Here is a 23,029-nt window from a genome sequence, read left to right as displayed (position 1 = left end):
CCTCGGCCGGGCCGGCAGCGTCACTCGGGCTGCGGGCCCACGCGCTTCTCGGCGACCTCCAGCGACAGCTCCTCGGCGAAGTCGTCGAGGGGCACGCCCTTGCGCTGGTCACCGTAGCGCGGCCGGATGGCGACGGTGCGGTCCGCAGCCTCCTGCTCGCCGACGATCAGCATGTACGGCACCTTGTTCGCCTGGTGCTTGCGGATCTTGGCGCCCATCGTCTCGTCGCTGGTGTCGACCATCGCTCGACGACCGGTGCCGATCAGGTAGGCCTCGACCTCGGCGGCGTAGTGCAGGTGCGCGTCGCTGATCGGGATGACCACGGCCTGGGTGGGGGCCAGCCAGGTCGGGAACGCCCCGTTGAAGTGCTCGGTGAGGACCCCGAAGAACCGGTCGAGCGAGCCGTACAGGGCCCGGTGGACCATGAAGGGCCGCTCGGACTCGCCGCTGTCGTTGGTGTAGCTCAGGTCGAACCGTTCGGGCAGGTTGAAGTCGATCTGGATGGTCGACAGCTGCCAGGCCCGACCGATGGCGTCGGTGACCTGCACGTCGATCTTGGGGCCGTAGAAGGCGCCTTCGCCCTCGTCGACCACGTAGTCCAGGCCGATCTCCTCCAGGGCCTGCTCCAGCGCCTTCTCCGCGTGGGCCCAGCCCTCGTCGGTGCCGACGGTCTCGGCCTTGGCCGGCCGGGTCGACAGGGCGATCCGCGAGGGGGTGTCGAACCCGAAGGCCCGCAGGACGTCGAGCGCGAACTCCATGCAGCCCCGGGCCTCGGCGACGACCTGGTCGGCGGTGCAGAAGATGTGGGAGTCGTCCTGGGTGAACCCGCGGGCCCGCAGCAGGCCGTGCACGGTGCCGGACTTCTCGTAGCGGTACACCGTCCCGAGCTCGGCGAGGCGCAGCGGCAGGTCACGGTAGGACCGCTGCTGGGACCGGTAGACCAGCACGTGGAACGGGCAGTTCATCGGCTTGGGGTAGTAGTTGGTCCCCGCGCCGTCGCCGGAGGGGTCCATCTCCATCGGCGGGTACATGCCGTCGGCGTAGAAGTCGAGGTGGCCGGAGGTCTCCCACAGCTGCGACTTGCCGATGTGGGGGGTGTAGACCGGCTGGTAGCCGCGACGACGGACCTCCGCGCGGATGTAGTCCTCCATCTCCTGGCGGACGATCGCCCCGTTGGGATGCCACACGGCCAGGCCCTGCCCGAGCTCCTCGGGGAAGCTGAACAGGTCCAGGTCCCGGCCGACCTTGCGGTGGTCGCGCTTTCGGGCCTCCTCCTGCTGGTGGAGGAACGCCTTCAGGGCCTTCTTGGACTCCCAGGCGGTGCCGTAGACACGCTGGAGCATCTTGTTCTTCTCGCTACCACGCCAGTAGGCACCGGCGACCCGCTGGAGGGTGAACGCCGGGATCCACTTGGTGGTCGGCACGTGGGGGCCACGGCAGAGGTCCTGCCAGTGGCCGCCGTCGGGCTTGTCGTTGCGGTAGATCGTGATGCCGGAGTCCCCGGCGGGGGCGGTGGGGTCGTCGGCGGCGGCCTCGCCGTCGGTGATGATCTCGACCTTGTAGGGGTTGCCCTCGAAGGCGGCCAGCGCCTCGTCGGTGGACACCTCGACCCGCACGAACGGCTGGTCCTCCTTGACGATCTGGACCATGCGGCCCTCGATCTTCTTCAGGTCCTCCTCGGTGAAGGGCACCTCGGGATCGAAGTCGTAGTAGAAGCCGTTCTCGACCGGCGGGCCGATGCCGAAGTTGGTCCCCGGCCACAGGTCGGTGACGGCCTGGGCCATCACGTGGGCGGCGGAGTGGCGGATGATGAACCGCCCGTCGTCGGAGTCCGCGGGGATCGGCTCGACGGACTCGCCGTCCTCCAGCACCCGGTCCAGGTCGACCATCGTTCCGTCGACCCGGGCCGCGACGACCATGCCGCGGATCGCACCGAGCGACTTCAGGGCATCCTGCGCCGTCGTGCCGGTGGGGACCTCCGCGGTGGCATCACCCGGTCCGTACACCTTCATCACGTCCGACACGTCAGCTCCTTGGTTTCCTGTGGTTGGGCAGGGCGGCCAAGGATAGCGAACGGGCTAGACCCTCCGGACCAGCGCGTTGCACGACGGGCAGCTGGCCGATGCCTCCCCTTCGGGCAGCGCGACACGGTCGTTGCAGCCGACGCAGACGATGGCCGGCCCGCCGACGTCGATGCGACGGCCGCATGCATCACACACCACGGTCGTGGCCCCTTCCAGCACGGTCAGGTCGTACCCGCAGCCGGTGCAGTGCCGGCGCTCCCCCGTGGCGGTCGGCCGCTGGTAGGCGTGGTCGAGCTGCAGCCGTTCGACCAGGACCTCCCCGTCCGCGGGGTCCAGCGACGGGAGCCACCCCTGGGCCAGCCCCGAGCGGAACAGCCGGTCGGCGACCACGCCGGGCATGGCGTCGGGGTCGAGGGTTCGTACCGCCGACCCGTCCAGCAGGACGCGGGTCCGCTCGGCCTGCTGGAGCAGCACGTCGACGAGCGGCCAGAAGGTCTCCGCCACGACGCGGGGGCGGGTCCGCTCCCCCGGTGTCCGGCCGGTCATGGCCTGCAGGCCCATCGCCGCGAGGTTGCCGCCCGTCCAGCGCAGCTTCTGGGTCAGCCCGATCACGCGGTCCTGCAACGCCGCGTGGGTCGCATCGAACGTGGTCAGCACCGCCAGCTCGGTCTGGTAGGTCACCCACCGCTGCCGGTAGGCATCGTCGTTGTAGGCCCTCGGCGGCACCGTCCACGGCGTCCAGGCCGCCTGGGCCTCCATCAACGTGTGGGTCAGTGCCCGGAAGGTGTCCACGTCGCCGGCCCGGCCGGCTGCCATCGCCGCGGGCCGCAGGCGGTTGCCGACCCGCGCGAACGTGGCGACGTCGGGATGGCTGTAGGCCTCTGCCATCGCCTGCTTCAGGTCGTAGTCGGTGACCTGCCCGCAGAAGTCGCAGTACAGCATCGGCCGGACCGACGGCAGCTCCTTGCCGCCCCCGCAGGCCGCGCAGATGGTGCGCTTGACGAACTCGCTGGGCTCCGGCAGCAACGCCGTCATGTCCATCGACCCCATCGCCCGCCGGATCGCCGCCTCCGCGGCGTCGATGTCGACGTCCGACACGGTGGCGTCGACGGGCATGGACGCCTGCTGCAGGGCGTACCCCTCCCACTTGTCGCGCTCGGCCGCGACGTGGGCTCGGTACTCCGGCGTCTGCTTGGCGCGGAGGTGCCGACGGATGGTTCGGAGGGCCTCGAACATGGCCGCACGGTACCGAAGGCGACACTGTCGGGGGAAGGGGTCGGCCGGTGATCGGTTCCCCCGCGAACGGGTTCGTCGACCGTCCCCCAACGGGGAAACGGCCCCGACGATGTCGGGGCCGTTCGGCGTCAGCGGGGCGTTCCCCGAGAGGCGGTCAGCAGTCGTCGCCCTCGCACCCGTCCGCCCCGAATTCCTCCGAGACCGGCTCGTCGTACGCGTCGTCCCCGTAGCACTCGTCGCCCTCGCAGCCGTCGCCCCCGAAGGCGTCCGGGTCCGGATCGCCCTCGGGGTCGTACTCGGGGCCGTCACCGTGCCCGTCGGAGTACTCCTCCGCCGGGTAGGTGTTGCCGTACTCGTCACACGCCAGGCCGTTGGCCTCGAGGGTCTCCGGCGACGGGCACTCCGCGTCGTAGGCCTCGTCGCCCTCCGGGTCGTACTCCGGCCCGTCACCGTGCCCGTCGGAGTACTCCCCCGCCGGGTAGAGGTTGCCGAACTCGTCGCACTCGAGCCCCTCGGACTCCAGCACCTCGGGGGCAGGGCACTCGGCGTCGAACGCGTCCTCCTGCCCGTCGGCCCCGAAGGCGTCGGGGTCGGGGACATCATCGTCGACCGACCCCGGGACCCAGTCGGCGCAGTTGACGTTCCACGTCTCGATCGCCAGCCCCGTCGCCGCGTCGACCGCCTCGGCGTCGACATCGGCGTCCTCGGTGAAGACCAGCGCGTCCGTGGCCAGCAGCTCCAGCCCCTCAGCGAGCTCCTCGTGGTCGTCCCCGAGCTCGGCGATGATGGTCTGCACGTCGTCGAACAGCTCGATCTGGGCGTCGAGCTGCTCGTCGTCCTCGATGCCGTCGGCCTGGATCAGCAGGTTGGTGACGCGGTCCAGCGCCGGACAGAACACGTCGTCGTCGACGCCCGTCACGCGCAGGTCCGGCTCGCCCTCGGGCTCCGTGGCCTCCTCCTCCGAGGCGGTCTCCTCGGTGGTGGCCTCGGCCTCGGACGGCTCGGCGTCGCTGACGGCAGCGGTCTCGCCGCCGCCGCAGGCGCTGAGCACCACGACCATCAGGAGGGCGGCAATGACGCGCAGTTCTCGCAAGGTGATCCCCGTTCAGTTGAAGGCAGCGAAGACTACCCAGCGTACCCGAGGGCCCACCCGGATGGGCGGATGGTGGGGCAGACGGCGGACCGAAGTCGCAGGGCGGGGCGGCCGCGGCCTACGCTGTACCGGCCGGAATCAACGAGCCCCCCACCGGCCCCCACAGGAGGAACCCGGATGCCCGAACCAGTCATCGTCGCCGTTGCCCGCACTCCGATCGGACGTGCCGGGAAGGGCTCGCTCGTCGACATGCGGCCCGACGACCTGGCCGCCATCGCCGTCCAGGCGGCCATGGACAAGGTCCCGGAGCTGGACCACCACGAGGTCGAGGACCTGCTGCTTGGCTGTGGCCTGCCCGGCGGCGAGCAGGGCTTCAACATGGGCCGCGTCGTCGCGACGCTGCTCGGCTGGGAGACCGTCCCCGGCGCGACGATCACGCGCTACTGCTCCTCGTCGGTGCAGACCATGCGGATGGCCGCCCACGCGATCAAGGCCGGCGAGGGCGACGTGTTCGTCACCGCCGGCGTGGAGACGGTCAGCCGGTTCGTCAACGGCTCCTCCGACACTGGCCCCCACAACGAGAAGTTCGCCGACGCCGAGGCGCGGACCGCGTCGATGGCCGAGGACGGCGCCGACTCGTGGGCCCCGCCCGAGGGGCTGCCCGACATCTACATCCCGATGGGCCAGACCGCGGAGAACGTGGCCCTGCTGAAGGGTGTGTCCCGGGAGCGGATGGACGAGTTCGCTGCCCTGTCCCAGCAGCGTGCGGTGGAGTCGCAGAAGAACGGCTTCTTCGACCGCGAGATCACCCCGGTCGACCTGCCCAACGGCACCACGATGACCCAGGACGACGGTCCCCGGCCCGGCACGACCGCGGAGAAGCTGTCGGAGCTCAAGCCCGTCTTCCGTCCCGACGGTCGTATCACCGCCGGCAACGCGTGCCCGCTCAACGACGGCGCCGCCGCGGTGGTCGTGATGTCCGACACCCGCGCCGCCGAGCTCGGCATCCAGCCGCTGGCCCGGATCATCTCCACCGGCGTGACCGCCCTGAACCCCGAGATCATGGGCCTGGGTCCCGTCGAGGCGTCCAAGCAGGCGCTGGCCCGCGCCGGGATGACCATCGACGACGTCGACCTCGTGGAGATCAACGAGGCCTTCGCCGCCCAGGTCATCCCCTCCGCCGACGACCTCGGCATCGAGTGGGACAAGCTGAACGTGAACGGCGGCTCCATCGCCGTCGGCCACCCGTTCGGCATGACCGGCGCCCGGATCATGAACACGCTGCTCAACGGCCTGCAGACCGCCGACAGGACGATCGGCCTGGAGACCATGTGCGTCGGCGGTGGCCAGGGCATGGCCATCGTCGTGGAGCGCCTCCACTAGACCGCACGACCCGGCGCCAGGGGCCCGCCGACCGGCGGGCCCTTCTTCATCCCCCGAACCGAGCCCGATAGGCGGTGGGGGTGGTGCGCAGGTGGCGGCGGAAGTGGTGCCGCAACGTCACCGCGGCACCGAACCCGACGGCCCGGGCGACCTGCTCGACCGAGGCGTCGTCGGCCAGCAGCAGCTCCTGCGCCCGCGCCAGCCGCTGCTGTACCACCCATCGTCCGGGGCTGGTGCCCAGCGACCGCTCGAACCGCCGGGTGAGGGTGCGCGGGCTGACGTCGACACGATCGGCGAGGTCCGCCAACGACAGCGGCCGGTCGAGGTTGCCGACCACCCAGTCCTGGAGTCCGGCGAGCCAGTCCTCGGCCACCGGAGGGGGCGCGGACACGTACTGGGCCTGGCCACCGTCGCGGTGCGGCGGCATGACCATCCGGCGGGCGATCGTGGCGGCGACCTGCCCTCCCCAGTCGTGGCGGATGAGGTGCAGGCCGGCGTCGATCCCCGCCGCCGACCCGGCCGAGGTGAGCACGTCGTCCTCGTCGACGTACAGCACGTCGGGGTCGACCCGCACCCGGGGAAACCGGCGGGCCAGGTCCTCGGCGAACAACCAGTGGGTCGTGGCACGACGTCCGTCGAGCAACCCTGCGGCGGCGAGGGCGTAGGCGCCGGAGCAGATGCCGACCACCCGCCCGCCCGACGCCACGGTGTCGTGCAGGAGGCCGTGCACGGCGACGTCGAGCGGCCTGTCGTCCATGGGCCAGCCCGGGACGACGAGGGTGCCCACGCCGCGGGCGTCGTCCAGCCCGTGATCGGCCGTCACCGCGAACCCGCCGGTGGCCCGCAGCGGACCGGGGTCGGCGGCGACGACGGTGACGTCGTAGAAGCGGCCGACCTCGGGGCGGTCGAGGGCGAACAGCTCCACGGCGATCCCGAACTCGAAGGTCTTCAGGTGGTCGTAGGCCAGGATCGCCAGCCGGTCGTTCGGGCGATCGCGCATCAGCAGTCCCGCCCGTCCGGGCTGGAGCTCCACGGCGAGGGTGGCGTGATGTTGTCGATGGTTGACATCCAGCCACATGGTGCGCGCGGCCGGGCTCGCTGACAATGGCCGCATGCCCTACGCCACCGACATCCCGGCCGCCCCGGCCGCCGACCTTGTCCGCCACTACCGCGCCCGACTGGCCGCGGAGACCGACTGCAGCGACGTGCACGCGACCCTCCGGGACCACCCCGACCGCATCGTCGTCGTCGACACCCGATCCCCGGAGGCCTTCGCCGCCGGCCACGTGCCCGGCGCCGTCAACATCCCGCCGGAGAGGATGACCGCCGATGGGCTCGGCGCCCACGGCGACGTGCTGTTCGTCACCTACTGCTGGGGTCCGCACTGCAACGGCGCGACGAAGGGCGCCGCGCGCATCGCCGAGCTCGGCTTCCCCGTCAAGGAGATGCTGGGCGGCGTCTGGGGCTGGGAGATGGAGGGCTTCGCGCTGGCGCGACTCGTGGCGGAGGTGCCGGCGTGACGATCGCGGCCCTGCTGCTGTTCGACGGCTGTGACGTCATGGACGTCACCGGCCCCTACGAGGTGCTGCTGACGGCCAACCGGCTGGCCTCGCGCTGGGTGGTGGACGTGCCGTTCCAGGTGCGGACCGTCAGCCTCGACGGACGGTCCGTCGTCGCCTACGGCGGGCTCGGCCTGACCCCCTCCCACGGGGCGTTGCACGACAACCACGACGCGCACCAGCTGATCGTGCCCGGGCTGATCGACCTCGAGGCGGGGCTCGGGAACCGGGCGCTGCTCGACGGGATCGCGCGGGCCGGTGCCCACGTCGACCGGGTGGCCTCGGTGTGCACCGGCGCGTTCCTGCTGGATGCGGCCGGGCTGCTGGGCGACGGCGAGGCGACCACGCACTGGGAGGACGTCCCCGCCCTCGCCGAGCAGCGTGGCCGGGGCGTCACCCGTGACGACGTGCGCTGGGCCGTCGACGGTGACGTGGTCACCTCCGGCGGCCTGTCCTCGGGGATCGCGATGGCCCTGCACCTCGTCGAGCAGGTCGCCGGCCGGCCGCTGGCCGAGGCGACGGCGACCCAGATCGACTACGTTTGGACCCGCGAGCGGGGGTGACGGGCGAGGGCGCCGATCACTCGAAGGGCCACTGGACCTCGGTGAGCTGCTCGCCCTCCGGCACCTGGCTGGGGTCGTTTAGGTACAGCTCGCGCGCCGGGAAGCTCGGCGTGTGGCCGTGCTCGGCGATCCAGCCGGCCAGCACGTGGTAGGCGCCGCCGATCTCGTCGTACGCCCCGTGGTGCATGGTCGTGGCCACCGTCCCCCCGTCGACGACGCGACGAACCATGTCCCCGTCGACGGTGATGGGGCCGGCGGGCTCGGCGATCGGCAGGGCAACCTCGAGGTCGCCCGACTGCTCCTCGTCGATGACGTCGTGGTACAGCACGGTGGGTGCGCCGGCGAGCTCGGCCGCCGATCCCATGACGGTGGCGTACAGGGTGTGCATGGACTCCCCGATGGCCGTGCTGATGCCGGCCTTGTCGGTGTGGCGGCGGATGCTGACCACGGTGATCGGGTCGATGGTCCTGGTCGTGACGTCGTAGGGCACGAGGGGTTCCTTTCCGGTGATGAGGCGCTGGACCGTCGTCAGTCGTCGCTGCTGGACCCTGACCGACTCGGCGAGGCGCTCGCGATGCCGGTCGAGGAGCTTGTCGACCACGTCCGGTGCGGTGCCGTCGGCGAGCAGGGTCGCGATGTCGTCCAGCGACATGTCGATCCCGCGCAGCAAGCGGATCGCCTCGGCCTGCCTCGTCTGGGTCAACCGGTAGTACCGGTAGCCGGACGAGGGATCGACCTCCGCGGGTTCCAGCAGGCCGATGCGGTCGTAGTGCCGCAGGGCCTTGATCGACAGGCGGGTCATTCGGGAGAACCGCCCGATCGGTACCAGCTGTTCCATGACGTCGAGGATGGAGTCTCCCATCGTGGGAGGGTCAAGGGGACGATTCGGGTGGCTTCGTGGGCCGGTTACCCTCCACCGGCGATGACTTCCACGCCGCGCCCCACCCTGATCGTCCCGTCCGTCCTCCCGGCTGACTTCGCCAACCTGGGGAGGGACTGCGTCGCGCTGGAGGAGGCCGGCGTGGACCGCATCCAGTGGGACGTCATGGACGGCGTCTTCGTGCCGAACCTGACGTTCGGCCCGGACACGATCGCGGCCTGCCGTCCCCTGGTGGACGTGCCGTTCGAGGCCCACATCATGGCCGAGCGGCCCGAGGACATGCTCCCCCGCTACATCGAGGAGGCGGGCTGCGAGATCATCATCCTGCACCCCGAGACGCTCGGGCAGCCCCACCGTGTGTACCAGCAGGTCAAGCAGATGGGCGCCAAGCTCGGGATCGCCCTGTCCCCCGCCACGCCGCTGACCCACGTCGAGCACGCCATCGACCTCGTCGACGAGATCGTGCTGATGACGGTCAACCCCGGCTTCGGCGGCCAGGCCTACATCGCGTCGATGGAGCCGAAGATCCGCATGACCGCGGAGATGATCGCGGCCAGCGGTCGCGAGATCGACCTCGAGGTCGACGGCGGCATGAACGCCGACACGATCGCTGGCGCTGCCGGTGCCGGCGCCAACGTCTTTATCTCGGGCAGCGCCCTGTGGAAGTACGACAGCTTCGCCGAGGGCGTCACCGACCTCCGCACCCGCGCCAACGAGGCCCGCGGCCTCTGATCCACCCGGGGCCCGGTGGCACGCCGGACCGACTAGGCGATCGCCTATCCGGCCCGCTATAGTTTCCCGTCCCACCGACCGCTGGTCGATGAACTACGGGCTCGTAGCTCAGTGGGACGAGCGCTCCGCTCACACCGGAGAGGTCGCTGGTTCGATCCCAGCCGGGCCCACCACAGGCGCCCTGACGCCCACCACAGGCGCATCGACGCCAACCACAGGCGCACCGACGCCCACCCCAACAACGCCGATGTGCATCGCACATCGGCGTTCGTGTGACACGGGCGGGGAATCAGCCGACGGCGACGATGTTGCCGACCGTCGGGTGGGGCCAGCCGTTGGCCAGGCAGGCGCCGATGCCGCCGGTCTGCTGCATCATCACGGGGGCGAGCGTGCCCGGACGCAGGCAGAACTCGTGGCCGTACCCCAGGCCGTGCCCCAGCTCGTGGCTGACCAGGTACTGCCGGTACACGGTGACGTCGCTGTGGAACGGGGCCACCCCGGTGTTCCAGCGGTCCAGGTTGAGCATGGCGCGGAACCCGTCCCAGCACGACACGCGCCCGCCGGTGCGAAGGCCCACCCGGCCGCAGTAGTAGTCCACCGTCTCGGGACGGGCGACGACGACGCGAAGGTCCGCTGCCGCCGAGCTGCCGATGCGTTGCAGCGACCGGGTGCCGTCAGCGGTCCAGCCGCGCGGGTCGAGCAGGATCTCGGTGACCTCCGCCGCGACCGCGTCGACGTCCAGGCCGGTCGATCGCTCGACCTCGACGCTGAAGGTCCGCAACGGTCCGGCGCCCACCACGGGGCTGCTGCCCCCGGCGACGAGGAACCCGTCGCTGGAGACGCTGGTGAGCGGGGACAGCTCGACCTGACCCACGAACCGCAGGTGCCGTCGTGCCGTGCCGGCCCCGACCAGCGCGGTCACGTCGATCCGTGCCGGGGTCCCCGGTCCGGGCGGTTCCAGCGCCTCGGGAAGGCGGGGCCGCTGACCGCCGGTCCAGACGGCCCGCCCGTCCTCGACGGCGACGTCGCCGGTCCACTCGAAGCCGAGCAGGTCGACGTGCACCTCGGCCCGCTCCAGCGGGACATCAGCGGACAACGTGACCGACAGGCCGTCGGTGGCGTCGATCAGCGGTTCGACCCCGGGCTGCCCCACCCCGTCGACCCACTCGGCGTGCAACGCCTCGGCCTCGGCCGCGGTGCCGCCGACGAGGACGACACGGTCCGGCCGGTGCGCCGCGACCCAGGCGCGGCCCTCGTCCAACCCGAGCAGCACGGCCCGGTTGTCGGCGGCCGTGCGCAGCGCGACGACGCCGAGGTCGGTTCGTGCCGGGTCGACGACGACCAGCGCCTCGCCAGCCCGACGGGATACCAGCAGGTCGTCGCTGAGGACCGCGCCCTCCCCGAGCGCCTCGACGACCGCAGTCCGTGCCTCGGCCGAGAGGTCCGAGGAGGCCAGCACCGTCCGTGCCGCGGCGATGCGCGCCAGGGACACGGGGGACGGCACGGCACCGTCCACCAGCAGCACCGTGGCGCCCAGGCGGGCCGCGGTCTCGGCCGCACGCACGGCCACCGCGACGGGCGCAGCAGGGGCGACGACCACGGCGTCCAGCGCCGCACGGGCGGGATCGGACTCCGGGAGGGCCGCCAGCTGGTCGGCCGCGGCCAACGACATCGACTCCAGCGTGCCGGCATCCAGCCTGACGGCCGCGAACCCCGCGTCGCGCAGGTCGCCGACGACGACCTCCCCGATCGCCGCCTCGTCCCCCGCCACCAGCACCCGCACGTCGTCGCCGACGTCGCGCAGGGCGGTCCACACCTCCCCGGGCACCTCCAGTCGCGGCACGGGCAGGACCCGCGCGTCCACGGCAACGGCGGCGGGCATCACGGCGGTCGCCGCGGGGTGGTCGGGGTTGACCAGCACGACGGTGCGGGAGGCGCCGGTGACCCGTGCCGCGACCATCGAGGGATCCGCCGCGACGGGTTCGACGGCCAGGCCCGACACGTCGACGGTCCAGCGTCGCAGGATGCGGCCATCGACCTCGATGCCCACCTCGTGCGGGCCGGGTGACAGCGTCGCCTCCACGCCACGACGTGCGCTGAGCGGACCGTCGGGGTCGACGAACGGCCCGGACGCACGTTCGCCGTCCACGAGGAAGCGGACACGGTCGGGTTCGACGCCGTCCACCGCTGCGGCGATCACGACCGGGCCGGGGGCGACCACCGCGTTGGGGGCCGGGACCGGGTCGCTGACGCGCGCAGGCAGCAGGGCAGGCTGGTCGGCGATGGAGGTCTGGGAGGTCGCGGGCGGCGGGACCGCCACCGCGAGCAGCACGACCAGCAGCGTCAGCGCCATCGTGGCGACCACGGAACGCGATGCGCCCGCACCGCCGCCGCCCAGCACCCGTGCGGGCGGGCCTGCCGGTCGGTCAACGGACGCTGTGCGCACCCCGCACACCATGCCAGCCACGACGACCGGTGAGGGGGAGGCCCGTCAGCTGCCGGTGAGCGCGGGATCCTCGGCGCGGAACACCACGGTCTCGCCCGTGTCGCGATCCAGCGACACGTCTATGCGGGCTGCGCGAGCCGACACCGGACCGCGGAACCAGCTGACCTGCTGGTTGACCGAGGCGTGTGCCTCGGTGTGGATGCGTTCGCCGGTGGCGTCGTACAGCGTGATGACGTAGGGCGCCCGGTCATCGGTGCCACGGACCATGACGGCAAGGGAGCCCTGCTCGACGCGGGCGACGCCCTCCACCCCGGCGGCCTGCTCAACGACCGTCCACGGCTGGCCGAAGTTGATCACAGCGGTGGACTGCTGCTCGGCGACCAGGGCGGCCTGGAGGCTGTCGTTCTGGCCACGCAGGACGAAGTTCCAGACGCTGAGCACGATCACGAGGAGGATGACGGCGATCATCACGCCACGGCCGGCCCGGGGCACGACGTTCGCCTCGGCCTCGGGGCCCTCGTCGTCCTCGCGTTCCTTGATCTCCACCCGCTGGGCGGCCCGCTCGCGGCGTTCGGCACGCTCGACGTCGGCGAGGTCGGAGGCGATGGACCGCAGCTCGCCCACCCGGGCGCGGCACTCGCCGCAGTCAAGCAGGTGGGAACGGAAGGTGCTGGCCTCCCCCGGATCCAGGGATCCCATGACGTGCCTGACCGCAAGGTCCTCGAAGGGCCTGTGCTGATCGTGGTCGCCCGGCATCCTGCTCGCAGGATACCGACCGACGACCCGACCCGGGGCGGGAAATTCGACCCGATTCGAGGAGCGGTCAGTCCTGCTCGTCGGGGTCGCCCTCGGCGGTCCCCTCCGGCACGGTGTCGGTGGACGACACCAGCACGCCGTCCTCGTCGTCCTCCGCCGCGCGACGTGCCGCGTCGGCGGCGGCGAAGGCCTCGGGGCGGGTCCATGGCGCCCGTTCTCCGGGCACCCACGCGTAGGGGGTGGTCGTCCACGGCTTGGTGACCAGCAGCCACGCGATGGCGGTGACCACCAGCGCGATCCCCGTCAGCTGGGTGCCGGTGAACGGGCCGATGAGGTCCTTGTCTGCGGCGCGGGCGAAGTCGGTGATGATGCGACCGCCGCCGTACGCCAGGCCGAAGGTCATGCCGAAGAACCCGTCGAACCGGCTGCGTCGCTCCAGCGCCAGGATCAGCAGCAGGACGACGAGCCCGGTCAGGAAGTCATACAGCGCGGTCTGGTGGACCGCGGTGTCGAAGCATCCCTGGACCTGCGGGCCGGTGAAGGGGTCCGGTCCCACCCAGCCGACGTCGCGCACGTACTGCTGGGTGCAGCGCCAGCCGAGCGGCGAGTCGGTCGCGTCGCCGAGGTGTTCGCCGATGATCAGGTCGCCGATGCGACCGACGAAGATGCCCAGGGCCAGGCCCGGTGCCAGGGAGTCCAGCAGCAGCGGCAACGACAGCCGGTGCTTGACGATGTAGGGCACCGCCAGGATCACCCCGCCGGCGATCCCGCCGAGCAGCGACAGCCCGCCGTTCCACACCTGGAGGACCTCGACGAGGTCGAACTCACTGGGACGGGTCGCGACGAAGAACAGCCGGGCACCGATGATGCCGCCGATCGCGGCGCGGGTGACGATCGCGGAGATGACGTCGGGCACGTGCGTGACGGGCCGGCGAGCCACGCCGCGGACCTCGGCCCGCTTCAGCATCAGCTGGGCGCCGAGGAGGAAGCCGACCGCGACGAACACCCCGTGGGGGGACACGGCGAAGTCACCCAGGATGTGGATGCGCTCGATGATGGGCCAGGACAGCTCGGCGAGCATTCGGGAAGCCAGTCTGTGGACGGTCGGTCTCGGGGCGGGGCGGTCGTGCGGCCCGATCGTAGGGCTGCGTCACGGGGACTGCCGACGAGCCACCTGCCCGGTCGAGCAGATCAGCCGTGCTCGAGCCGGTGCGGACCGAAGCCGTGCGGCAGCAGGTCGGCCAGCCGGTGCACGGCCACGTCGCCGGACTCGCCGGCGGCGATGACCCGCAGCTCGGGAGCGAACTCGAACAGCACCTGGCGGCAGGTCCCGCAGGGGGTGGTGGGCCCGTCTCCGGACCCGATGACGGCGATGGCCTCGAACCGCTGGTGCCCAGCCGACACCGCGGCGACGACCGCGGCCCGTTCGGCGCAGATCGTGGAGGGGTAGGCGGCGTTCTCGACGTTGCAGCCACCCACGACGGGGCCGTCGGCGACTCGAAGGGCGGCCCCGACGCGGAAGCGGGAGTACGGCGCGTATGCCCGCGCCTGGAACGTGCGGGCAGCGTCCAGCAGGGCCCGGTCGGCGGCGTCCAGCGCGTCGACCGCGACGGTCGACCCAGCGGTGTCAGCCGTGTCAGGCATCGCTGTCGCGGCCGGCGGTGGCCATGCCCTCGGCTGCCTCGACGGCCTCGGGATCCATGATCCGCTCGACGGTGACCTCGGCGATCCGGCGTCCGCGGACACGGTCGGCGGTCAGGCGGAGCCCGTCGACCTCGACGGTCTCGCCGGGTCGGGGCACGTGGCCCAGCGTGCCGAACAGCAGGCCGCCGACGGTGTCCCACTCCTCGTCGGGCAGCGTCGTGCCGGCGAGGTCGGACAGCTCGCCGATCTGCAGGCGGGCGTCGACGCGCCAGCGCCCCTCCTCCAGCATCTCGACCAGGGGTTCCTCGGAGTCGTACTCGTCGATGATCTCGCCGACGATCTCCTCGAGGACGTCCTCGATGGTGACGATGCCGGCCAGCGCGCCGTACTCGTCGACGACGACGGCCATGTGGACCTGCTCGGCCTGCAGCTCGCGCAGCAGCCCGTCGACGGACTTCAGCTCCGGGACCACGTAGGGGTCGCGGATCAAGTCGGTCCAGTCGCCGTCCTCGGTGCCCTTGCTGTGGATGCGCTGCAGGACGTCCTTGGCGTACAGGACACCGGAGACGTCGTCCCGGTCCTCGCCGTGGTGCACGGGGATGCGCGAGTAGCCGTTGGCGAGGATGACCTCGACGACCGAGCCGAGGGGCAGCAGCTCCGACACCATGACCACGTCGGGTCGGGGCACCATGATCTCGCGGACCAACGTGTCGGACAGCTCGAAGATCGAGTGGATCATCGCCCGTTCCGCCGGCTCGATGGACTGGCCCTCGGCCTCGTCGATCAGGTCGCGGATGGCCTCCTCGGTCACGAAGGCCTCGGCGCCGTCCTCGGCACCGGGCACGATCCGGGCGCCCAGCCACACCAGGACGGTGGTGACCGGACGGAGGAGGGTCGAGGCGAGCACGACGCTGCGCGACATGCGGCACGCGACGTCCTCGGCGCGGCGGAGGGCGACCGACCGGGGCACGAGCTCCATGCCGACGTAGCCGAGGATCGTCATGACGAGGGCGGCCACGGCGATCGAGCCGACGCTGTTCAGCCAGGTCCCGAGGATCGCGGTCATCATGGCGACGGCGGTCACGAGGGGCACGACGACCAGCAGCGTGAGGGCCGCCCAGCTGCGCGCGGAGTCCTCCAGCAGCGCGGCGACGCGGGAGGCGCTCGCCCGGTCCTCCTCGACGAGCCGGGCGGCACGGGCGACGGTCATGCGGTCCAGGGCTGCCCGGGCGGTGGCGTACCAGCCGCTGATCAGCACCAGCACGATGACGGCGAGGCCCTGCCATCCCTGCGCGGTCACGACGAGCCCTCCTGGTCCCCGGCGGCGGCGAAGTCGGCGAGCAGCCGGTCGGTCAGGCCGAACATGATGCGACGTTCCTCGTCCTCGGCATGGTCGTGGCCGAGCAGGTGCAGCAGCCCGTGGACGACCAGCAGGTCCATCTCGGCCTGGGTGGTCTTGCCGTGTTCGGCGGCCTGGGCCTCGGCGACCGCGGGGCACAGGACGACGTCCCCGAGGATGGAGGGGGCGTCGGTCGCCTCACCGGGGGCGTCCAGCGGGAAGGCCAGCACGTCGGTGGGTTTGTCGCTGTCCATGTGGGTGCGGTTCAGCTCGTGGATGGTTGCGGTGTCGACCGCCATGACCGACACCTCCATGGAGGACGACACTCGTTGTTCGGCCAGCACGAAGCTGGTCAGGCTGGAGAGCCGGTCGGTGTCGACCGGGACGTCGGACTGCTCGTCGGCGACGAAGACGGCCATCATCGACCCCTGGTCGGCCGGTCGGGGCCCTTGGAGCCCCCGCCGGTGGCCGACGCGGGTCGGTCCCCCGTCTTCCTGGAGGTACCGCCGTCGGCAGGCGCGTCCCAGCGGTCGTAGGCAGCCACGATCTCCTGCACGATGCGGTGGCGGACGACGTCGCGGCCGGACAGCTCGGCGAAGCCGATGCCCTCGATGCCGGTCAGGATGCTGCGCACCACCTGCAGGCCGGAACGGGTGTCGCCGGGCAGGTCGACCTGGGTGACGTCACCGGTGACCACGGCCTTGGACCCGAACCCGATGCGGGTCAGGAACATCTTCATCTGGGCGGGGCTGGTGTTCTGCGCCTCGTCGAGGACGATGAAGGCGTCGTTGAGGGTGCGCCCGCGCATGTAGGCCAGGGGGGCGACCTCGATGATCCCCCGCTCCATCAGGGTGGAGAGGTTCTCGGCGTCCATCATGTCGTGGAGGGCGTCGAAGAGGGGGCGCAGGTACGGGTCGATCTTCTCGAACAACGTGCCGGGCAGAAAGCCGAGCCGTTCACCGGCTTCGACGGCCGGACGGGTCAGGATGATCCGGTTGACCTCCTTGCGCCGCAGCGCGAGGACCGCCATGGCCATGGCGAGGTAGGTCTTGCCCGTGCCGGCGGGACCGATGCCGAACGTGACGGTGTTGGTGCGGATCGCGTCGAGGTAGAGCTTCTGGCCGAAGGTCTTGGGACGGATCGAGCGACCACGATGGGTCAACGCCTCGTCGGAGAGGACCTCGGCGGGGTGCGGGTGGTCGGCCTCGCGCACCATGTCGATGGTGCTCTGGACCGTGCCGGGGTCGAGGGCCTGGTCCACGTCGAGCAGGGCCACCAGCTCGTCGAAGACCTGGATGACCTGACCGGCAAGGGCACCCTCGCCGGTCACGGTGACGTCGCTTCCGCGCACCAGGATGTCCACCTCGAAGGCGTCCTCGACCAGCTTCAGCAGCTCGTCACGCGTGCCCAGGAGGGCGACCATGGAGTGCTGGGCCGGGATGGTGGTGGTCAGGACCGTGCTGGAAGACTCTGTGCTGGTGGTCAAGAAGCTCTCGTGGAACGAACGTCGACGGACCCCATCGAGTCTAGATGGCCGGCACCCCGCCCACCGCTGGCCGTCCGAGGTCTGTTGACGGCCGGATGGCCGGTACCCTCCGGCGTCCGTGACGTCCCGCCCTGCCGCCGCTGCTCCCCACCTCCGAATGGCCTCGTGGCCGGTCGCGGTGGTGCTCGTGCTCGGCCTGACCGGGTGCAGCGCCTTCGGGGTCCGTCCGTCCGTGGCGACCGAGGACGCCCGGGCCCTGCTGACCACCGCCGTGGGCCTGGCGGTGAGCGGCGAGCTCGACCAGCTCTGCGAGCTGGCCCCCGAGGACGCGTCGACCTGCCGGGACTCGATCGTGGACTTCGGCCACGCCGTGCCGGGCGAGGGGCCCCGGGTCGCGTGTGTGGTCGCCGCACCGGACGTCGGCCCGCTCCGCAACGGCCGGGTGGTGGTCGTGGAGGGCATCGACGCCGACGGGGTGGAGTACGTGACGGAGTTCGTCGCCTACAACGACGGCACGGGCGAGGTCGTGCTGGATCCGGTGTGGTGGAGCGGCCTGACCATCGGCAGCTACACCGAGACGGCGGTGACGTGGCGGTTCGACTCCTCCTCCACGACCTGCGACCGCGGGGGCATCGAGGTCGAGGCGGACACCGACCAGTAGGCCCCGTGGGCGACCGGACTGCCTATCGGGGTTGCCCGTGCAGGCCAGACGACCGCCTGGGACCGGCTGGTTCGCTGCGGACGACGACGCGGTTCCTGCCCGACTGCTTGGCGTCGTAGAGCGCCAGATCCGCCCGGCGCAGGCAGGTCGTGACGGTGTCGTCGGGCCGCAGAACGGTGACGCCGAAGCTTGCGGTCACGCCGACCGCACCCCCGACCGCCTCGAGCGCACGCCGGCACCGTTCGGCGACCGCACGGGCCTGCGACTCATCGGCCTCGTGCAGCAGCGCGACGAACTCCTCGCCGCCCCAGCGCCCGACGACATCACCGTCGCGGATCGCCGCCGACGCGATGGCTGCGGTGCGCTGCAGCACCTCGTCGCCGACGTCGTGGCCGAGCGAGTCGTTGATCCGCTTGAAGTGGTCGAGGTCGAACATCAGCACCGCATCGGGATGCCCACCGTCGTCGGCTCTCGACAGCGACGCACCCAGGTACATCTGGAGCTGGCGACGGTTGGGAAGGCCCGTCAGCTCGTCGAGGTACGCCAGCTCGGCGCTCTGGTTCGCCTCGCGTGCGCTCTCCTCGCTGCGGGCTGCGTGGACCGAGAGCGAGCGATGGATCACGATCATGACGCCGAGCAGCAGCCAGATCTCCAGCATCCCCGCTGCGCTGTTGTTGCCGACCAACGGCACGCCTCGCTCGACCATCACCACGGATCCGATCGTGCCGACCCCGAGCGAGACCATCAGGGCCGTCCGCGACCCGAACGCGAGGAAGGCCCCGCCGGACGCGACCGCCACACCGCGGAACACGAGGCTCGACGCCTGGTCCGGTGTCGCGCCCTTGTCCACCAGGGACCCCATGGCGACGACGACCAAGCCGATCCCGACACAGGCCAGCGCCTGCAGGGCTGCTCGGGCCGACATGCTCGACCGGCGCACGGCGACGATCAGTCCGATGTCGACCACGGCGCCGATCCCGTAGCCGACCCGCAGGTACGGCTCCGTCGCGACGACGGCGAGCAGGGTCAGGAGGAGCAGGACGACGCGAAGCACCGACTCGATCCGCCGTTCGAAGGTGTTCTCCACCGTATGTCCGCCTCGTGCCCTGTTCGTCCCGGGCGGCCCACAGGCTGATCCCCCGGAACGGATGAGGCTATCAAACCGAATCGACGTCAGGTCTGTCCACCGTGCGTGACGATGCGGTCCCGGCCAGCCACTCGGCCGTCGCCCACGGGTCCGCCGGCACCCGCAGGTCCGGATGTGCGTCGGCGAGCGCCTCGGGGACGGACACCTCGAGGCGCAGCACGGCGCCAGCCAGCGCCTTGCCCAGGTTGTCGGCCCGCAGGCTGGAGGGGCCGCCACCGGCCAGCGCATCGCGGGCCAGGAACTTCAGCGCCCACACCTTGGGGACCTCCCAGCGGGACACCTCCCCCTCGACGAGGTGGCCGTAGTGGGCCTTGACGATGTCGGCGGTCAGGACCTCGACGAGGTGGTCGTAGGCGGCTTCGGACCGGGCGAACACGGTGATGTCGGAGTCGTTGCCCTTGTCGCCGGGACGGGCGAACGCCAAGCGGTTCAGCAGGATCGTGGTCTCGGTCACAGCGTCTCCAGGACGACTCGGCGGCCGGACTCCACCGCGGCGGCATCGACCAGCCCGGTGTGGATGCGCAGCAGGGAGGAGGGCTTGGGGCGGGCCCGGCTGGCGGGGGTCAGCCCGGGCATCGGGGCCGACAGCGCCATGGGGATGATCTGGCGCGCGGCCCGCATCGCCGCATCGGCGTCGGCGGTCTTCCACGCCAACCGCAGGACCACCTCGGCGGGATCGGGGTCGGTGGGTGCGGCAGGGCCGTGCAGCGCGTCGACGCCGAACAGCTCGACGTGCCAGTCGAGCAGGTCGATGCCGGCCTCGGCGATCCGCTTGCGGGCGATGCGGGCGGCGGAGCGGGCCTTCGCGGGGGCGTCGGGCCAGCCGAAGGCGAAGGAGGCGTCAGCGGCGTAACCGTTGCGGCTGGCCCCGACGGCCTTGTAGGTCCCGGTGGCCGGACGGCCGACCACCTCGTCGACCCGGACCCGGTCCCCGCCGAGGTCGGTCAGCCGGACCGACGTCATGTCGACCACGACGTCGGGGGTCAGGTAGGCCGTCGGGTCCCCGACCTCGTACAGCAGCTGCTGGCGGACGGTGTCGAAGTCGCAGCGTCCGCCGGCGACCTCGGGGGTGAAGACGTGGGCGGTCCCGTCGCCCGTCACGTCGGCCAGCGGGAAGGCGTAGCGCCACGGGTCGGGCGTGGTCCACCACTCCCCTGCGTTGTTGCCGCCCGTGGACTGGCCGGAGCACTCCAGGAGGTGCCCGACGACCGTACCGGCGGCAAGGCGGTCCCAGTCCGACTGGGCCATCGGTGGCCCGTCGGGTGTGTCGAGCGCCCAACCGTGTTCGTGGACCAGCGGGGCGAGGAACAGGGCGGCATCGGCGACCCGACCGGTGATGACCACGTCGGCGCCCTGCTGGAGCCCCTCGACGATCCCGGCGACCCCCATGTAGGCGTTGGCGAACTGCAGGTCGACGGGCGCAGGGAAGTCCTGCGGCAGCAGCTCGGGTCGGCCGAGGATGTCGTCGCCGAGGACGACGGCGACCTTCAGCCCGGACAGGCCGAAGTGCTCGGCGGAGGCCTGCAGGAGCTTCAGCGCCCCGAGGGGGTTGATGCCACCGGCGTTGGTGATGACCTTGGTGCTGCCGGCGAGGACGGCCGGGAGCAGCTGCATCAGGTACAGCGGCAGGTCTCGGGTGTAGCCGAGGGCCTCGTCGCGCTGGCGATCCTTGGCGAGGATCGCCAGCGTCAGCTCGGCCAGCGCCTCGAGGCACACGTAGTCGGGCTGCTCGGTCAGCAGGTCAGCGATGCCCGACGGGTCGTCGCCATAGAACCCCTGGCCGCCCGCAACGCGGACGGCACCGTCAGGGCGCGGTCTCATCTGGTGCTCCATTCTTCCCTGCCGACGGCGAACAGGACCTGTTCGTGGCCGCCTGCGTGCACGGTGGTGCCGGTGTCGGTCAGCCCGACCTTCCGCATCACCTGCTGGCTGCGGGTGTTGTGCGGGACGGTGATGCTGATGATCCGGTCGAGGTCGAGGGTCGCGAATCCCCACTCGACCGCGGCGCGGGCGGCCTCGGTGGCGTAGCCCCTCCCCCAGCGGTCAGGGTGGACCAGCCAGCCGACCTCGACACCGGGCCAGCCCTCCGGCTGCCACAGGCCGACCCGGCCCAGGAGCGCACCGGTCGCGGCGTCCTCCACCGCCCACTGCCCGAAGCCACGAAGCACCCAGTGGCCGGCGAACATCGCCATGACCCGCCACGTCTGCTCCAGCTGGGTCGACCAGGCGTGCGGCGGGTCGGGCAGGCCGCCGTACCACTCCGCCACCCTGGGGTCGTACTGGATGCGCGTGAACGGGTCGAGGTGGCGCTCCTCGAAGGCCACCATTCGCAGGCGGTCGGTGTGGAGCGTCGGCGCGATCAGGTGGCGTTCGGGCACGATGTCGCCGGCCCCCCGGCGGTCAGACAAGTGCGGTCGATCGGGGGTAGGCGACGCTCGGGTCGGTCATGACGTTGACCATGTACGGCACGCCGGCGTCGAACCCGCGGCGGATCGCCTGGGCGATGTCCTGCGGCTTGGTGACGACCTCGCCGGCACCGTTCATGGCCTCCACGACCTGGTGGTAGGGCAGGTTGGGCTGCAGGTCCGCGGCGGCGTCCCAGCCGTTGTACATCGCCTGCATCGGGTACTTCTCCAGCGCCCACATCCCGTTGTTGCCGACGACCATGACGACCGGGAGGTTCTGGCGGACCAGCGACTCGACGTCCATCAGGCTGAAGCCCGCGGCGCCGTCGCCGAGCATCAGCACCACCTGGCTGTCGGGGTGGGCGATGCGTGCGGCGGCGGCGTAGCCCATCCCGGTCCCGAGGCAGCCGTAGGGGCCGGGGTCGAGCCACCGGCCGGGCTGGTAGGACTGCACGTAGCGGCCGGCGTAGGACACGAAGTCGCCGCCGTCGCCGATGACGACGGCGTCGCGGTCGAGGACCTCCTGGAGGGCGCCGTAGACGCGGGCCGGGTGGATGGTCTCGCCGTCCCCGGTCAGCAGGTCGGTGTCCTCCTCGCGCTTGGCCTGCTCGACGTCGGACAGGCCGGCCAGCCAGGTCCGCCGTTCGTCGGCGAGGTCGCCGGATGGGCCACCGGTGTGCTCTGCCAGGGCGGTCAGCAGCGGGCCCAGCGAGCCAGCGGCCGTGGCGGCCGGGTCGGCGTGGGTGGACAGCTGGGCCGGGTGATCGGCGATGTGCACGGTGTCGGCGGCACCGAAGCTGCCGAAGCCGAGCCGGAAGTCCAGCGGGGTGCCGATGACGACGACGAGGTCGGCGGTCTTGAACGCCGCACCACGCGCCCGCGACAGCACCTGCGGGTGGTCCGCCGGCATGCAGCCCCGCCCCATGCCGTTCTGGATGACCGCAGCGCCGGTGGTCTCGGCGAGTGCGGTGAACGCCTCGACGGCGCCGTCGAGCCACACGTCGGTGCCGCCGATGAGGACGGGGTGGCTGGCGGCGGCCAGCCGGCGGGCGATCCGGGCCACGTCCTCGGGGTCGTGGGGGTGGGTGTCGGGGGCCATCGGGTCGGCGATGGTGTTGCTGCTGCCCGGGCTGAACACCACGTCCATGGGGATGTCCACGAACGTCGGCCCACGATGGGAGGAGCCCGCCACGCGCAGCGCCTCGGCGACGGTCGGGGCGACCTCGTCGGGCGTCATCGCGGTCACGGCCTGCTTCGTCAGCGGCCCCATGAACGCGGTGTGGTCGATCTCCTGCAGGCTGCCGGTCCCCCACGTCGCCGCGGGTGCGCGGCCGCCGATGACGAGGATCGGCGACCCGCCGAACCGGGCGCTGGCGACCGCGGACACGCTGTTGGTGACGCCGGGTCCGGCGGTCAGGGCGGCCACCTGCGGACGTCGGGTCAGCTTGGCCAGGCCCTCGGCGGCGAACGTCGCGGACTGCTCGTGGCGGAAGTCCCACAGGGCGACGTCGGCCTGCCGGCACCCGTCGTAGAGCGGGAAGATGTGCCCGCCGGAGAGGGTGAAGAGGTTGTCCACCCCCGCGGCCTTGAGGGCGTGCATCGCCAGCGCGCCGCTGGCGATCGGCTGCTCGGGCTGGGCGTTCTCGGACGCGGGGTCGGACATGCGGTCGGGTCC

Annotated in this window: 22 protein-coding genes and 1 tRNA gene; 6 read left to right on the top strand and 17 right to left on the bottom strand. The window is 71.7% G+C overall.

The features are described from left to right. Positions 1 to 20 precede the first annotated feature (20 nt). From thrS to CUC05_RS07615, 3 genes are all read right to left on the bottom strand, one after another. Positions 21 to 2,012, bottom strand: a complete 1,992-nt coding sequence (thrS, locus tag CUC05_RS07625; RefSeq protein ID WP_108665764.1) for a threonine--tRNA ligase — start codon at positions 2,010 to 2,012, stop codon at positions 21 to 23. A 66-nt stretch (positions 2,013 to 2,078) separates the two neighbouring features. Then, complete coding sequence (locus CUC05_RS07620) at positions 2,079 to 3,260, bottom strand: hypothetical protein (protein WP_108665499.1); 1,182 nt, start codon at positions 3,258 to 3,260, stop codon at positions 2,079 to 2,081. A gap of 154 nt (positions 3,261 to 3,414) precedes the next feature. After that, positions 3,415 to 4,353, bottom strand: coding sequence for a hypothetical protein (locus tag CUC05_RS07615; RefSeq protein ID WP_157965328.1), 939 nt, complete (start codon positions 4,351 to 4,353; stop codon positions 3,415 to 3,417). 177 nt (positions 4,354 to 4,530) lie between these two features. On the opposite strand from CUC05_RS07615, the gene CUC05_RS07610 reads away from it, so the two are divergent. Continuing rightward, a complete protein-coding gene (locus tag CUC05_RS07610; RefSeq protein WP_108665497.1) occupies positions 4,531 to 5,736 on the top strand; it encodes an acetyl-CoA C-acetyltransferase in 1,206 nt (401 codons plus the stop codon). Between the two features lie 46 nt (positions 5,737 to 5,782). Here CUC05_RS07610 and CUC05_RS07605 read toward each other — a convergent pair whose 3' ends face one another. Then, positions 5,783 to 6,736, bottom strand: coding sequence for a helix-turn-helix domain-containing protein (locus CUC05_RS07605; protein WP_108665763.1), 954 nt, complete (start codon positions 6,734 to 6,736; stop codon positions 5,783 to 5,785). Between the two features lie 112 nt (positions 6,737 to 6,848). Between CUC05_RS07605 and CUC05_RS07600 the strand changes: the two genes are divergently transcribed. After that, the gene (locus CUC05_RS07600) at positions 6,849 to 7,256 is read left to right on the top strand and encodes a rhodanese-like domain-containing protein (protein ID WP_108665762.1); all 408 of its coding nucleotides are present in this window, start codon (positions 6,849 to 6,851) and stop codon (positions 7,254 to 7,256) included. Further along, positions 7,253 to 7,858, top strand: a complete 606-nt coding sequence (locus CUC05_RS07595) for a DJ-1/PfpI family protein (protein WP_108665496.1) — start codon at positions 7,253 to 7,255, stop codon at positions 7,856 to 7,858. Before CUC05_RS07600 ends, CUC05_RS07595 begins: the two co-directional genes overlap by 4 nt. Positions 7,859 to 7,874: 16 nt before the next feature. On the opposite strand, the gene CUC05_RS07590 is transcribed toward CUC05_RS07595, so the two are convergent. Continuing rightward, complete coding sequence (locus CUC05_RS07590; protein ID WP_205712199.1) at positions 7,875 to 8,720, bottom strand: MerR family transcriptional regulator; 846 nt, start codon at positions 8,718 to 8,720, stop codon at positions 7,875 to 7,877. 60 nt (positions 8,721 to 8,780) lie between these two features. On the opposite strand from CUC05_RS07590, the gene rpe reads away from it, so the two are divergent. Next, the gene (rpe, locus tag CUC05_RS07585) at positions 8,781 to 9,470 is read left to right on the top strand and encodes a ribulose-phosphate 3-epimerase (RefSeq protein ID WP_108665495.1); all 690 of its coding nucleotides are present in this window, start codon (positions 8,781 to 8,783) and stop codon (positions 9,468 to 9,470) included. Positions 9,471 to 9,567: 97 nt separating this feature from the next. Continuing rightward, a tRNA-Val gene (locus tag CUC05_RS07580) sits at positions 9,568 to 9,643 on the top strand. A 116-nt stretch (positions 9,644 to 9,759) separates the two neighbouring features. Here the strand turns inward: CUC05_RS07580 and CUC05_RS07575 are convergent. From CUC05_RS07575 to CUC05_RS07545, 7 genes are all read right to left on the bottom strand, one after another. Next, positions 9,760 to 11,916, bottom strand: a complete 2,157-nt coding sequence (locus CUC05_RS07575; RefSeq protein ID WP_157965327.1) for a DUF3152 domain-containing protein — start codon at positions 11,914 to 11,916, stop codon at positions 9,760 to 9,762. Positions 11,917 to 11,961: 45 nt separating this feature from the next. Next, positions 11,962 to 12,672, bottom strand: a complete 711-nt coding sequence (locus CUC05_RS07570; RefSeq protein WP_108665493.1) for a hypothetical protein — start codon at positions 12,670 to 12,672, stop codon at positions 11,962 to 11,964. Positions 12,673 to 12,739: 67 nt separating this feature from the next. Then, positions 12,740 to 13,753, bottom strand: a complete 1,014-nt coding sequence (locus tag CUC05_RS07565; protein WP_108665492.1) for a prolipoprotein diacylglyceryl transferase — start codon at positions 13,751 to 13,753, stop codon at positions 12,740 to 12,742. Between the two features lie 110 nt (positions 13,754 to 13,863). Beyond that, the gene (locus CUC05_RS07560) at positions 13,864 to 14,316 is read right to left on the bottom strand and encodes a cytidine deaminase (protein WP_108665491.1); all 453 of its coding nucleotides are present in this window, start codon (positions 14,314 to 14,316) and stop codon (positions 13,864 to 13,866) included. After that, on the bottom strand, positions 14,309 to 15,616 hold the full coding sequence (locus CUC05_RS07555; RefSeq protein ID WP_108665490.1) for a hemolysin family protein: 1,308 nt from the start codon (positions 15,614 to 15,616) through the stop codon (positions 14,309 to 14,311). Before CUC05_RS07555 ends, CUC05_RS07560 begins: the two co-directional genes overlap by 8 nt. Further along, positions 15,613 to 16,074: an rRNA maturation RNase YbeY gene (gene ybeY / locus CUC05_RS07550; RefSeq protein WP_108665489.1), complete on the bottom strand. Its 462-nt coding sequence runs from the start codon at positions 16,072 to 16,074 to the stop codon at positions 15,613 to 15,615. The genes CUC05_RS07555 and ybeY overlap by 4 nt, the downstream gene beginning before the upstream one ends. Beyond that, positions 16,074 to 17,078, bottom strand: a complete 1,005-nt coding sequence (locus CUC05_RS07545; protein WP_108665760.1) for a PhoH family protein — start codon at positions 17,076 to 17,078, stop codon at positions 16,074 to 16,076. The genes ybeY and CUC05_RS07545 overlap by 1 nt, the downstream gene beginning before the upstream one ends. 181 nt (positions 17,079 to 17,259) lie before the next feature. Here CUC05_RS07545 and CUC05_RS07540 point away from each other — a divergent pair, with 181 nt between their 5' ends. After that, on the top strand, positions 17,260 to 17,802 hold the full coding sequence (locus CUC05_RS07540; RefSeq protein WP_157965326.1) for a hypothetical protein: 543 nt from the start codon (positions 17,260 to 17,262) through the stop codon (positions 17,800 to 17,802). 22 nt (positions 17,803 to 17,824) lie between these two features. Here CUC05_RS07540 and CUC05_RS07535 read toward each other — a convergent pair whose 3' ends face one another. The 5 genes from CUC05_RS07535 to CUC05_RS07515 all read right to left on the bottom strand — a co-directional run bounded on the left by CUC05_RS07535 (position 17,825) and on the right by CUC05_RS07515 (position 23,017). Continuing rightward, positions 17,825 to 18,889 (bottom strand): GGDEF domain-containing protein, encoded by a 1,065-nt coding sequence (locus CUC05_RS07535; protein WP_108665487.1) that lies wholly within the window; start codon positions 18,887 to 18,889, stop codon positions 17,825 to 17,827. Positions 18,890 to 18,959: 70 nt separating this feature from the next. After that, a complete protein-coding gene (locus CUC05_RS07530) occupies positions 18,960 to 19,403 on the bottom strand; it encodes an AtuA-related protein (RefSeq protein ID WP_205712198.1) in 444 nt (147 codons plus the stop codon). Further along, entirely contained in the window at positions 19,400 to 20,770 is a 1,371-nt protein-coding gene (locus CUC05_RS07525) for an acyclic terpene utilization AtuA family protein (RefSeq protein WP_157965325.1), read from the bottom strand. Before CUC05_RS07525 ends, CUC05_RS07530 begins: the two co-directional genes overlap by 4 nt. Continuing rightward, complete coding sequence (locus CUC05_RS07520; protein ID WP_108665485.1) at positions 20,767 to 21,357, bottom strand: GNAT family N-acetyltransferase; 591 nt, start codon at positions 21,355 to 21,357, stop codon at positions 20,767 to 20,769. The genes CUC05_RS07525 and CUC05_RS07520 overlap by 4 nt, the downstream gene beginning before the upstream one ends. Next, positions 21,350 to 23,017 carry an acetolactate synthase gene (locus CUC05_RS07515; protein ID WP_108665484.1) on the bottom strand — a complete coding sequence of 556 codons (1,668 nt, stop codon included), beginning with the start codon at positions 23,015 to 23,017 and terminating at the stop codon, positions 21,350 to 21,352. The genes CUC05_RS07520 and CUC05_RS07515 overlap by 8 nt, the downstream gene beginning before the upstream one ends. Positions 23,018 to 23,029 lie beyond the last annotated feature (12 nt).

Origin of the sequence: Euzebya rosea, assembly GCF_003073135.1 — a bacterium.
In the GTDB taxonomy this organism is placed as follows: Bacteria; Actinomycetota; Nitriliruptoria; order Euzebyales; family Euzebyaceae; genus Euzebya; species Euzebya rosea.
The sequence above is the reverse complement of the archived record's forward strand: the minus strand, read 5'-3'. Positions and strand labels throughout refer to the sequence as shown.